The following is an 11,605-nucleotide window of genomic DNA, read 5'->3' on the forward strand; positions in this document are numbered from 1 at the left end:
GCCGCGCTGGTCCCCATTCCAGCAGAGCTTGTCCCACCTTCTGCTGTGGTTGCGCCCGCGGAGCGACCGATTGTGGGACATGGTCCGGGGGAGCGACCGATTGTGGGACATGACCCCGCGGAGGACCCCCACCGGGGGAGGGTCGAAATCCACCACGGCGACAACCTCGCCGTCGCGCGCCGCTTGGCGAACGGCTCATTCACGCTGATCTATCTCGATCCGCCGTTCAACACCGGGCGCACACAGGGGAAGGCGGTCGAGTCTGCCGAGCGGCTGGCGTATCGTCCTCCGGATGAGCCGTCCGGCCAGAAATCTGTCCCGGCGAACCGACGAGGGGATCCGACCGCGTCGGAACCGTCGATCCGGAGTACCGGCCGCAGCGGCCCGGTGAAGGCCGGCTTCCGCGGCACAGCATATACGCGGCTGCGCGGCGACCTGCGGCAATACGACGACCGCTTCGATGATTACTGGGATTTCCTCGAACCGCGGCTGCGCGAAGCCTGGCGGCTGCTCGCCGACGACGGCACGCTGTACCTCCACCTCGACTACCGCGAGGCGCACTACGCGAAGGTGCTGCTGGATGCCCTGTTCGGCCGGGAGTGCTTTCTCAACGAGCTGATCTGGGCCTACGACTACGGCGCCAAGAGCAAGAGCCGCTGGCCCACCAAACACGACACGATCCTGGTCTACGTGAAGGATCCGGCCACGTACTGGTTCGACTCCGAGGCGGTCGACCGCGAGCCGTACATGGCGCCTGGGCTCGTCACCCCCGAGAAGGCCGCGCGCGGCAAACTGCCCACCGATGTGTGGTGGCACACGATCGTGCCGACCTCGGGCCGCGAGAAGACGGGCTACCCGACGCAGAAGCCCGAGGGCATCCTGCGGCGCATCGTGCAGGCCTCCAGCCGCCCGGGCGACCGCGTGCTCGACCTCTTCGCCGGCAGCGGAACAACCGGCGCCGTGGCCGCCGCGCTCGGTCGCGAGGCGGTGCTCGTCGACGACAATCCCGAGGCGATCGCCGTCATGCGGCGCCGGATGCCGCAGGCCACCCTCGTCGGCTGATCCCCTGGCCGCGGCGCGGCATGCCGCGTGCAGCTGGTGGTCCTGGGCCGGGCGCGGGTCACCCGGCGGCGCGCCGGGCTTCCCAGCCCGTGCGGACCATCTCGTCCACCGTGTGGCGGTTCCGCCACTCGAGGTCGCGGGCGGCCAGTTCGCCGGTCGCAACGATGCGGTCGGGGTCGCCCGCACGACGGGGACCGATCTTCGGCGTGAAAGGGATGCCGGTGACCCGCGCCATGGCATCCATGATCTCCCGCACGCTGAGACCGTTCTGCGAACCGAGGTTGTACGCCGCCTCGACGTGCTCCCCGGCCGCGAGCCGTCGCGCCGCGACGACGTGGGCGGCCGCGATGTCGCCGACGTGGACGTAGTCGCGGACGTTCGTGCCGTCCGCAGTGGCGTAGTCCTCACCGTTGATCTGCGGAACATCGCCCGCGATGAGCTTCTCGAACACGATCGGGAACAGGTTGTGGGGGCTCGTGTCGTAGACGGCGGCGTCGGCCGAGCCGACGACGTTGAAGTAGCGCAGCGACGTGTGATGGAGCGGATGCGCGGAGTCCGCCGTCGCGATCCCCTGGTCGCGCAAGAGCCATTCGCCGATCAGCTTCGACTCGCCGTACGGCGACGTGGGGTGCTTGGGGAGGTCTTCCGTGACCAGGTCGACGTCGGGGGTGCCGTAGACGGCGGCGGACGATGAGAAGACCATGTTGTGGACTCCGGCATCCGCCATCGCCTGCAAGAGAACCCGTGTGGCCTCCACGTTCTGCTCGTAGGTGTGCAGCGGCCGTGTGACCGAGACGCCGGCGTATTTGAAGCCGGCAACGTGGATGACGCCCGTCACGCCGTGAGTGCGCAGGGTGTCGACGAGCAGTTCGCGGTCGAGGATCGTTCCCCGCACGAACGGGATGCCCTCGGGGACGAAGGCGGCGTGGCCGCTGGACAGATCGTCGACCACGATCGGGTCCATGCCCGCCGCCGCCAGGGCCCGCACGACGTGCGCTCCGATGTATCCCGCTCCGCCCGTGACCAGCCAGCTCATCTCGCTCCTCGCGTCGGATCCACCTTACGCAGTCGGGATCCCGGCCCTCGATCCGGACCGCTGGTCACACGCCGCCGAGGGCCTCCGCAACGACGGCGCGGGCCTCGGCCTGGACCGCACGCAGGTGTTCCTCGCCGAGCAGGGACTCGGCGTAGAGCTTGTAGACGTCCTCCGTGCCGGACGGGCGCGCGGCGAACCATGCGTGCTCGGTCTGCACCTTGAGCCCGCCGATCGCGGCGCCGTTGCCCGGGGCGTGCGAGAGCTTCGCCGTGATCGGCTCGCCGGCGAGTTCGGTGGCCGTGACCGCGTCGCCCGACAGCCTCCCGAGGGCCGCCTTCTGGGCCTTGGATGCCGGGGCATCCACCCTCTGGTACACCGATGCGCCATAGAGCGCCTCGAGTTCCGCGTACCGCTGTGACGGGGACTTCCCCGTCACAGCGAGGATCTCCGAGGCCAGCAGACACAGCAGGATTCCGTCCTTGTCGGTCGTCCACACCGACCCGTCGCGGCGCAGGAAGGAGGCACCCGCCGATTCTTCACCGCCGAAGGCGACCGTGCCGTCGATCAGGCCCGGCACGAACCATTTGAAGCCGACGGGAACCTCGACGAGGGTCCGGCCGAGTGCTGCGACCACCTTGTCGATGATCATCGATGAGACGAGGGTCTTGCCCACCCCGGCGTCGGCCGGCCATCCCGGTCGGTGCGAGTACAGATAGTCGATCGCGACCGCGAGGAAGTGGTTGGGGTTCATCAGGCCGGCATCCGGCGTGACGATCCCGTGCCGGTCGGCATCGGCGTCGTTGCCGGTGAGGATGTCGTACTCGTGACGACGCGCGACGAGCGAGGCCATCGCAGAGGGGGACGAGGGGTCCATCCGGATCTTCTCGTCCCAGTCGAGGGTCATGAAGCGCCAGGTGGGGTCGACTTCGGGGTTGACGACCGTGAGGTCCAGGCCGAACCGCTCAGCGATGAGCCCCCAGTATTCGACCGAGGCGCCGCCCAGAGGGTCGGCGCCGATCCGGATTCCCGCGGCCCGGATCGCGTCGATGTCGATGATGTCGACGAGATCGGCCACGTACCCCTCGCGGAAGTCGTAGGAGCCATATGCCTCGGCCGCGATATCGGCGAACCGCGTGCGGCGCACGCCGTCGAGGCCCGCTTCGATGAGCGCGTTGGCGCGATCGGCGATCCATCCGGTCGCGTCGGTGTCGGCCGGCCCACCGTTCGGGGGGTTGTACTTGAAGCCGCCGTCGCGCGGCGGATTGTGCGACGGCGTGACCACTATTCCGTCGGAGCGGCCCGGATCGTCCAGGGCACGGCCGCGGTTGTACGTGAGGATGGCGTGCGAGAGCGCCGGGGTCGGCACCCACGCGTCACGCGAATCGACGCGCACATCGACTTCGTTCGCGACGAGCACCTCGATGGCGCTGCGCTCCGCAGGACGTGACAAGCCGTGCGTGTCGCGACCGAGAAAGAGCGGTCCGGCGATCCCCTGGGCGGTGCGATAGTCGACGATCGCCTGCGTTGTCGCGAGGATGTGGTCTTCGTTGAAGCTCGTCGACAGAGACGAGCCTCGATGGCCGCTCGTGCCGAACGCGACCCGCTGATCGGGGATCGCGGCATCCGGCTTTCGGTCGTAGTAGGCGTCGATCAGCTCATCGATGTCGATGAGGTCGGATGCTTCAGCGGGCTGCCCTGCGCGGTTCATGAGCACAGTCTGCCCCGTTCGGGTGTCGCTGTCAGATCGAGGTCATCGGTGCATGGTCGTGGTGGCGGGCGCATCGGCGACCTGGCTGGTCAGCACGAGCGTCGAGGCCGAGCAGGTGAAGGTGGAGCTCGCCAGCGGAGCGCCGCCGATCTGATCGCCGATCGTGCCCGGTTCTGTGGAGGCTCCGTCGATCGTCGCGGTGATCTGCAGATTCTCGGTCGAGTCGTTCTGCGTCGCGATCGCGTCACCGTTCACGGTGTAGGCCCCGTCGATCGACCCGGCGAGGTCGATGAGAATCCGCGTGCCCGAGACATCTGCGGTCAGCTGCACGGCGGGCAGCCACGAATAGGTGCCGTCGGCGCGCATCGACAGGCTCGCGCTGCCGGCCGGGGTGAAGCTCGCGCCCGTGCCGGCCAGGGCCGCGTTGACCTGGTCGTAGTAGGCCGCGAGGTCGGCCTCGCCGGCCGTCCAGTCGCCGACGAGGCAGGCGGCCTCGGACGTGCCCGCGCTGGCCGTGGGCATGGCGCTCGGCGTCGCGGACGGTGTTGCGGATGCCGATGCGGAGGCCGAGGCCGAGGCGCCGGGCCCGGACTCCGCCGCGCAACCGGCGAGAGCGAGGGTGGCCACTGCGGCTGACGCCGCGACGGCGCGGCCGATGCGGAAGGAGGGCATGGAGTCTTCTCCTCGGTGAGGATGGTGCGGTCCAGGCCAGCGTACGCGGTTGGCCGGCTGGCCGGGCGAGGCGGTCCGCCGGGCGGGCGAGGCGGGCCCGCACTAGGCTTGTGCCCCGTGAACCTCGATCCCGACCTGCCCGTGCGCCGTACCTACAGCTACCTCGGCCCGGCTGGCACGTTCACGGAAGCCGCCCTCGGCCAGGTGCCCGAGGCGCGCGAGCAGATCTGGCGCTCCGTGCGCAACGTCGGCGAGGCGCTCGCCGACGTCGTCGAGGGTCGGTCGGATGCCGCGATGATCGCGATCGAGAACTCGGTCGACGGGGGGGTGTCGACCGCGCAGGACGCGCTGGCCACGATCCCCGGACTTCGCATCGTCGGCGAATACCTCGTGCCGGTCAACTTCGTCCTCGTCGGGCGTCCGGGCACGCGCCTGGCGGATGTGTCACTCGTCGCCGCGCACCCGGTCGCCTACGGCCAGTGCCTGCAGTGGTTGTCCGTGAATCTTCCTGAGCACGCGCATCTGCCGGCCGCGAGCAATGTCGCGTCGGCCGTCGGGATCGTGGACGGCCTCAGCGAGGCGGATGCCGCGATCGCTCCGCCGGGAATCCTCGAGCACTACGACCTCGAGCTGCTCGCCGACGGCATCGGCGACAACGCGAGAGCCGTCACGCGATTCGTGCTGGTCAGCCGCGCGGTCGCGGCTCCCGCGCCGACGGGCGCCGACAAGACTTCGCTGATCGTCGAACTGCCGGAGGAGTACCCGGGCGCGCTGCTCGAGCTGCTGGAGCAGTTCGCGACCCGTGGAATCAACCTTTCGCTCCTCGCGTCGCGTCCCATCGGCGACGAGCTGGGTCGCTACCGCTTCGTCATCGATGCCGACGGTCACATTCAGGACGAGCGCATGGCCGACGCCCTCCTGGGCCTGCGGCGGTTCAGCCCGAAGGTCATCTTCCTCGGGTCGTATCCGCGTGCCGATCGCGCGATCGTGCACTACTCGGACCGCTACGCCGACGCCGTCTTCGTCGAGGCGCGCGACTGGCTTCGCGGCCTGATCTCGGGCGTGCCCGAGGACTGAGGCCTGTGGTCTTCGCGACCGCGTGAGGCGCCTCAGCCGGCGAGCAGCTCGAGGGTCTGGATGCGGCCGTCCGCGCGGTCCATCGGCTCGTTGTCGTACGCGCCGGCGACCGGTGACACCATGACCTCGTCCACGCCGTACCGGGCCGCGAACACGGCGATCCGATCCCGGACCTCGGGACCGGTTCCGACGAACCAGCGGGAGCGCATGCCGTCGATCGTCGCCGCCGCCAGGCCGTCTCCGGCCTCCGCCGCCGCGGCCTGCTCGACGGTTTCGAGCGCGATGAGCGGGTGGCCGCCGCGCAGCCGGGACATCATGCGAGCCTGCGGCAGCATCCGTTCCTCGGCCTCGACGTCGGAGTCCGCGGCGATGACATTCGCCGTGAGGAATGTGCGCGGGACCGGCAAGATCTCCGACGGCTGGAACCGCGTCCGGTAGAGATCGACCGCGCGTTCGAGACCCTCGCCGGAGAAGTGGTTGGCGAAGACATACGGCAGACCGAATGCGGCCGCCAGCTGCGCGGAGTAGTCGCTCGAGCCGAGAAGCCAGACATCGGGCATGCCCGTCGCGGCGGGAGTCGCGTGGACGTCGTAGGTGCGTCCCGGCGCCTGATTCGGCGAGTTCACCAGGCGAAGGGTCGCGCCGTCCGCGGTGAGGAACGACAGGATGTCGCGGACGTGCTCGGGGAACCGGTCGGCTTCGCTTGTCGTACCGCTCATGCGCAGGAGCTGTGTGATCACCGGGTCACTCCCCGGCGCGCGCCCGAGGCCGAGATCGACGCGTCCGGGAGCGATCGCCTCGAGCGCGGCGAATTGTTCGGCGACGATCAGCGGAGCGTGGTTGGGGAGCATCACGCCGCCGGAGCCCACCCGGATTCGGGTGGTGCGCGCGGCTGCGGCAGCGACCAGCACGGGCGGTGTCGTGGAGGCCACCGCCGGCATGTTGTGATGCTCGGCGAACCAGTAGCGGCGGTAGCCGAGGCGGTCGGCGTGCGTCGCAAGATCGAGGGATGCGGCCACCGCCTGCGCGCTGGACTGCGCGGTCCGGACGGGAACGAGGTCGAGGACGGAGAGGGCGGGGAAGGGAGCGGTACTCATCACCGGGTCACAACGCGCGCCGGCGCTCGCTCATTCCGCACAGGGTCATCGCGGAGCCAGACGAGCGAGGTCATGCGGCGACTCTACGTGGCGGCACGCTCCTTCGGGATCGAGATGAGGAGTCCCCCGGCGACGACCCGGCACGTCAGCGCGGTGCCCTCACCGAACTCGTCGCCGTCGAGCTGCACATGCTGGGGTGCGTCGGTCGACAGCTCCAACCCGGTCCCGCGGGCGTAGCGCACGGAGTTGTCCTTCGTGCGGAGGCGCAACATCCGGCGGCCCGCGCTCGTCTTGTTCAAGACGCTGTTCTCCCACGCGACGCGCCGCCAGACCGCGAGCCACCCGAACATGCTCTTCGGCTGGAAGATGACGATGTCCAGCTCTCCGTCCGAGACCGATGCCTCGGGAATGAGCTCCAGCCCTGCCGGAAGCGAGCCGCAGTTGGCCACGAGCACACTCTGCACGCGCGCGCGGTGGAGGCCGTGCCCCGGTACGCGGTACTGCACGAGGAACGGCTCGGCTCCCACGAGCGAACGCGCGGCGCCGCCGACGTAGGCGATCCAGCCGACCCGCTTCTTGAGATCGCCGCTGGTGTTGGCGATCATCGCCGCATCCAGTCCCATGCCGCCCATGACGACGAATCCGTGTTCGGTCGTCTCACCATCCGGGCGGGTTATGCGGGCGAACCCGATGTCGGTGGGGCGGTGCTCGCCGGTGAACGTCGCCCGCACCATCGTCGTGGGGTCGTTCAGCGGCAGCTGCAGGTTGCGTGCGAGGAGGTTGCCGGTTCCACTCGGGATGATGGTCAGCGGGATGCCGGATTCGCTCATCGCCTCGCTGACCGCGCGCACCGTGCCGTCGCCTCCCGCGACCAGAACGGCCGCCGCACCCCGGTCGAGCGCCTGCCGAGCCAGGCCGTCGCCGAGCTCCTCGACGGTCGTCTCGTAGAAGAGAGGTTCACCCCACCCGGCGGCGGCGCCCTCGTCCGTCAGGGTTGCGCGGAGAGACTCGGCATCGACCTTGGTCGGGTTGTAGACGAGCGCGGCCTGCTGGTCGCGGGGGGAATCGGTCATGAGGCTGAGGATACCTGGCGCTCTAGACTTGTCCGGTGATCGATCTCGCGTTCCTTCGTGACCACCCCGACCTCGTCAAGCGCTCGCAGGAGGCCCGTGGCGAGTCGCCCGACACGGTCGACGCCGCTCTGGCCGCTGATCGTGAGCGCCGCGCCGCGATCACCGAGTTCGAAGAGCTCCGCGCGGCGCAGAACGCGCACGGCAAGACGGTCGCGCAGGCGCCGAGGGGTGACAAACCTGCGCTCGTGGCACAGGCGAAGGAGCTGAGCGATCGCGTGAAGCGGGCACAGCTGGTCGCCACGGCGGCCGAAGCGGCGGCCGAGGCCGCGCTCGGCGTGATCGAGAACATCGTCATCGACGGTGTTCCGGCCGGCGGCGAAGAGGCCTTCGTCACGCTCCGTACGCACGGCGAGCCGGCATCCTTCGACTTCGAACCGCTCGACCACCTCGCTCTCGGCGAGAAGCTCGGCGCGATCGACATGGAGCGCGGCACGAAGGTCTCGGGAAGCCGGTTCTATTTCCTCACCGGAATCGGCGCGCGCCTCGAGTACGCGCTCATGTCGCTCGCGCTGCAGCGTGCGATCGATGCCGATTTCGTCCCCATGATCCCGCCCACGCTCGTACGGCCCGAGGTCATGCGGGGGACCGGCTTTCTCGGTCAGCACTCCGATGAGGTCTACAAGCTGGAGGCCGATGACCTATACCTCGTCGGGACCAGTGAGGTGCCGCTCGCCGGGTATCACATGGGCGAGATCATCGACCTGACGGCGGGGGCGAAGCGCTACGCCGGATGGTCGACCTGCTATCGCCGCGAGGCCGGCTCGTACGGCAAGGACACCCGTGGGATCATACGCGTCCACCAGTTCAACAAACTCGAGATGTTCGTCTACACGACGCCGGACGACGCCGAGGCGGAGCACCTGCGCCTCGTCGCGCTGCAGGAACGGATGCTGCAGGACCTCGGCCTCAGCTACCGTGTGATCGATGTCGCCGCGGGTGACCTCGGCTCGAGCGCCGCGCGCAAGTACGACGTCGAAGCCTGGGTTCCTACGCAGGGCACCTACCGCGAGCTGACGTCGACGAGCAACTGCACGAGCTACCAGGCTCGCCGACTCGACGTGCGGTACCGGCCCGAGGGCAAGGGGACGGCGCCCGTCGCGACCCTCAACGGCACCCTCGCGACGACTCGCTGGATCGTCGCGCTTCTCGAAACCCACCAGCGGGCGGACGGCTCGGTGCTCATCCCCGAGGTGCTCCGCCCGTATCTGGGCGGCATCGAGGTCGCGGAGCCGATCGGATGACCTCCGCGCCCCTCCCGCCGACCGGGTCGATCGAGATCACCGCCCCGGCGCAGTCCGCCGAGCGCGTCGGAGACCTCGCCGAGGAGGTGGAGGATGCCGCGGGTCCCGCCGAGCCGCTGCTGATCGCTCTCGATGTCGACGGCACCGTGCTGCTCGAGGATGAGACGCTCAGCCCTGGCATCGTCGACGCCGTCGCGCACGCGCGCCGCGCCGGCCACGAGGTCATGCTCGCGACCGGGCGGAGCTGGGAGGGCACTCGCGGCATCCAGCGCGTTCTCGAGCTCGCTCCCGCATACGCCGTGTGCTCAAACGGCGCCGTCATCATGAAGCGCGTCGACGGTGACTTCGTCGATGAGCTGCGCTACGAGCGCTTCCACGTCGAGACTTTCGATCCCGCGCAGGTGCTGCGCCTTCTCGGGGAGCATCTGCCGTCCGCCAACTACATGGTCGAGCTCGCCGATGGCCGCCGGCGCTATACGGGTGAGATGGATGAGTGGAATCTCGCGCAGGCGCAGCGTGTCAGCTTCGACGAGCTCGCGGGCCAGCCCGTGTGCCGCGTCGTCGTGGCCTCGCCGGACGACACCGACCGGGACTTCGTCGACCTGGTCGCCCGCATCGGGCTGAGCGAAGTGTCGTATTCCGTCGGCTGGTCGGCCTGGCTCGACATCGCCCCGCAGGGTGTCGACAAATCCACCGCGCTCGAGCGGGTGCGCACGTGGCTCGGCGTCGATCCCGAGCGCGTGCTGGTCATGGGCGACGGGCGCAATGACGTCGGGATGCTGAGCTGGGCGCGCGAACACGGCGGGCGGGCGATCGCCATGGCACAGGGGCCGGACGAGGTGCGGGCAGCGGCATCCGAAGTCGCGTCGTCGGTCTATGTGGGCGGCGCCGCCGAGATTCTCCGCCGCTTGTAGCGGTTTTCAGCCGGTCCACAGGCGGTTGCCGCGACAATGGGCAGAACGTGGTCGACTAGACTTCCCCTGTTCGGCGGATGCTTCGGTGCCCGTCGGGAGGGTTGTCCGAGCGGCCGATGGACCTGGTCTTGAAAACCAGTGGGCAGCGATGTCCCGTGGGTTCGAATCCCACACCCTCCGCGTTTCGAAAGGATTGTGCGTGACCCCACGCCCCGAGCGCACGGCGTCTTCGCGTCGACAGCCCGTCGCGCGTCACGGAATCCTGCAGTCTCCGAATCCGTTCGCGCAGGTCCTCACGATTCTCGGCGCGATCGTCGTCGTCGTCGTCGTGAGTGTGGTCGCGATCGGCGGGTTCGCCGTGTGGGATGCCTCCCGCGCGGTCGCCGCCTCGGGGGTGTCGATCGGAGATGATGGCAGCCAGCTTCCGCCGGCGATCGGAGAGATCGAGGGCGGCGTCAACATGCTCGTCGTCGGCACCGACTCGTGCGAGGGCCAGGACCTCGCACTCTTCCCCCGCTGCGCGGCGACGGATGCCAAGGGCGAACGCAACGACGTGACGATGCTCGTGCACATCAGCGATGCGCCGCGTCGCGTGACGATCGTCTCGATTCCGCGCGACATGCTCGTCTCCATTCCCTCCTGCACCGGGGAGGACGGCACGCAATACTCGGCCATGAGCTCGCAGATGATCAACGTGTCGTACATGTACGGGGGGCTTCCCTGCAGCGTGCTCACGGTCGAGAAGCTCACAGGCGTCGACATCCAGTTCGCCGCAGCCATGCGATGGACCGGCGTCATCAATTTGTCGGACGCGATCGGCGGAGTCGATGTCTGCGTCTCGGACGACATCAGCGACGGCCACACCGGTCTCAATCTCACCGCGGGCGAGCACACGCTCGTGGGCGTCGAAGCTTTGCAGTTTCTCCGCATCCGCCACGGCATCGGCGATGGATCGGACCTCGGGCGCATTTCGAACCAGCAGCAGTTCATGAGCTCGATGGTGCGCAAGCTCCAGTCAGATGGTGTGCTGTCGAATCCCGGCACCTTGCTCAACCTCGCAACCACGGCCATCAAGCAGGTGGCCACAGGGCAGCTCGTGCTGAGCGACACGCTCACCAATCCGCAGCGGATGGTGCAGATAGCCATGGCGGTGCGCAGCGTGCCCTACGAAGACATCGTCTTCGTGCAGTACCCCACCCAATACGCCGAGGGCGGGGTGCGGGTGCTCCCGGTCACCGCTGACGCGGATGTGCTGTTCGAAGCACTGGCGGCCAACCAGCCGCTTCAGCTCACGGGGTCGACCGGAGGCGGCTCTGGCACCGAGGTCGTCGGTGAAGCCACCGCCCCAACCCCCGCGCCCACGGCAAGCGCCAGCCCATCCGGCACGGAATCGCCCGCGGCCACGCCGTCGCCGACCGAAACCGCTGTCGCGCTGCCCAGCTCCGTCACCGGCCAGACCGCTGCCCAGGTGACCTGCACGGTCGCCGAGCGATAGGCCAGCGCGGTTCGCCACGATCTGACGGAACGGCTATGATTGCCGAGTGCATCCGCGCCGTTTCGCGTCGGATGCCGTGGAGACGTCGCATAGTCCGGCCGAGTGCACCACCCTGCTAAGGTGGAGTCCCCTCACGGGGACCGAGGGTTCAAATCCCTCCGTCTCCGCCA

General features: G+C 69.0%; 10 protein-coding genes and 2 tRNA genes. 7 read left to right on the forward strand and 5 right to left on the reverse strand.

Features of this window, described 5'->3' with window-relative positions:
* The first annotated feature begins 102 nt into the window (after nucleotides 1–102).
* Complete coding sequence (locus QZV81_RS10130; protein WP_292836630.1) at nucleotides 103–1,062, forward strand: DNA methyltransferase; 960 nt, start codon at nucleotides 103–105, stop codon at nucleotides 1,060–1,062.
* Between the two features lie 58 nt (nucleotides 1,063–1,120).
* Here the strand turns inward: QZV81_RS10130 and galE are convergent, their stop codons facing one another.
* The 3 genes from galE to QZV81_RS10145 all read right to left on the reverse strand — a co-directional run bounded on the left by galE (nucleotide 1,121) and on the right by QZV81_RS10145 (nucleotide 4,478).
* Nucleotides 1,121–2,098 carry a UDP-glucose 4-epimerase GalE gene (gene galE, locus QZV81_RS10135; protein ID WP_292836632.1) on the reverse strand — a complete coding sequence of 326 codons (978 nt, stop codon included), beginning with the start codon at nucleotides 2,096–2,098 and terminating at the stop codon, nucleotides 1,121–1,123.
* A 64-nt stretch (nucleotides 2,099–2,162) separates the two neighbouring features.
* A complete protein-coding gene (gene pgm, locus QZV81_RS10140; RefSeq protein WP_292836635.1) occupies nucleotides 2,163–3,806 on the reverse strand; it encodes a phosphoglucomutase (alpha-D-glucose-1,6-bisphosphate-dependent) in 1,644 nt (547 codons plus the stop codon).
* A 42-nt stretch (nucleotides 3,807–3,848) separates the two neighbouring features.
* Complete coding sequence (locus QZV81_RS10145) at nucleotides 3,849–4,478, reverse strand: hypothetical protein (RefSeq protein ID WP_292836638.1); 630 nt, start codon at nucleotides 4,476–4,478, stop codon at nucleotides 3,849–3,851.
* A 117-nt stretch (nucleotides 4,479–4,595) separates the two neighbouring features.
* Here QZV81_RS10145 and pheA point away from each other — a divergent pair, with 117 nt between their 5' ends.
* Nucleotides 4,596–5,555, forward strand: a complete 960-nt coding sequence (gene pheA / locus QZV81_RS10150; protein ID WP_292836641.1) for a prephenate dehydratase — start codon at nucleotides 4,596–4,598, stop codon at nucleotides 5,553–5,555.
* 32 nt (nucleotides 5,556–5,587) lie between these two features.
* Here pheA and QZV81_RS10155 read toward each other — a convergent pair whose 3' ends face one another.
* Nucleotides 5,588–6,652, reverse strand: coding sequence for an LLM class flavin-dependent oxidoreductase (locus QZV81_RS10155; protein WP_292836644.1), 1,065 nt, complete (start codon nucleotides 6,650–6,652; stop codon nucleotides 5,588–5,590).
* Nucleotides 6,653–6,735: 83 nt separating this feature from the next.
* The gene (locus QZV81_RS10160; RefSeq protein ID WP_292836647.1) at nucleotides 6,736–7,725 is read right to left on the reverse strand and encodes a diacylglycerol kinase family protein; all 990 of its coding nucleotides are present in this window, start codon (nucleotides 7,723–7,725) and stop codon (nucleotides 6,736–6,738) included.
* A 35-nt stretch (nucleotides 7,726–7,760) separates the two neighbouring features.
* Here QZV81_RS10160 and serS point away from each other — a divergent pair, with 35 nt between their 5' ends.
* The 5 genes from serS (at nucleotide 7,761) to QZV81_RS10185 (ending at nucleotide 11,605) form a co-directional block, all read left to right on the forward strand.
* On the forward strand, nucleotides 7,761–9,026 hold the full coding sequence (gene serS, locus QZV81_RS10165) for a serine--tRNA ligase (RefSeq protein WP_292836650.1): 1,266 nt from the start codon (nucleotides 7,761–7,763) through the stop codon (nucleotides 9,024–9,026).
* A complete protein-coding gene (locus QZV81_RS10170; protein ID WP_292836653.1) occupies nucleotides 9,023–9,940 on the forward strand; it encodes an HAD family hydrolase in 918 nt (305 codons plus the stop codon). The genes serS and QZV81_RS10170 overlap by 4 nt, the downstream gene beginning before the upstream one ends.
* 95 nt (nucleotides 9,941–10,035) lie before the next feature.
* Nucleotides 10,036–10,120: transfer RNA gene (locus QZV81_RS10175), tRNA-Ser, on the forward strand.
* A 19-nt stretch (nucleotides 10,121–10,139) separates the two neighbouring features.
* Nucleotides 10,140–11,435, forward strand: a complete 1,296-nt coding sequence (locus QZV81_RS10180) for an LCP family protein (RefSeq protein WP_292836656.1) — start codon at nucleotides 10,140–10,142, stop codon at nucleotides 11,433–11,435.
* Nucleotides 11,436–11,513: 78 nt separating this feature from the next.
* Nucleotides 11,514–11,605 (forward strand) — tRNA-Ser (locus tag QZV81_RS10185).

The organism is Microbacterium sp., from assembly GCF_011620665.1.
Lineage (GTDB): Bacteria > Actinomycetota > Actinomycetes > Actinomycetales > Microbacteriaceae > Microbacterium.

What these genes read in the sequence shown, in the direction of transcription:
- pgm (WP_292836635.1), bottom strand. Translation starts at nt 3,806, where the DNA reads ATGAACCGCGCAGGGCAGCCCGCTGAAGCATCCGACCTCATCGACATC.
- galE (WP_292836632.1), bottom strand. Translation starts at nt 2,098, where the DNA reads ATGAGCTGGCTGGTCACGGGCGGAGCGGGATACATCGGAGCGCACGTC.
- QZV81_RS10145 (WP_292836638.1), bottom strand. Translation starts at nt 4,478, where the DNA reads ATGCCCTCCTTCCGCATCGGCCGCGCCGTCGCGGCGTCAGCCGCAGTG.
- QZV81_RS10170 (WP_292836653.1), top strand. Translation starts at nt 9,023, where the DNA reads ATGACCTCCGCGCCCCTCCCGCCGACCGGGTCGATCGAGATCACCGCC.
- QZV81_RS10155 (WP_292836644.1), bottom strand. Translation starts at nt 6,652, where the DNA reads ATGAGTACCGCTCCCTTCCCCGCCCTCTCCGTCCTCGACCTCGTTCCC.
- QZV81_RS10160 (WP_292836647.1), bottom strand. Translation starts at nt 7,725, where the DNA reads ATGACCGATTCCCCCCGCGACCAGCAGGCCGCGCTCGTCTACAACCCG.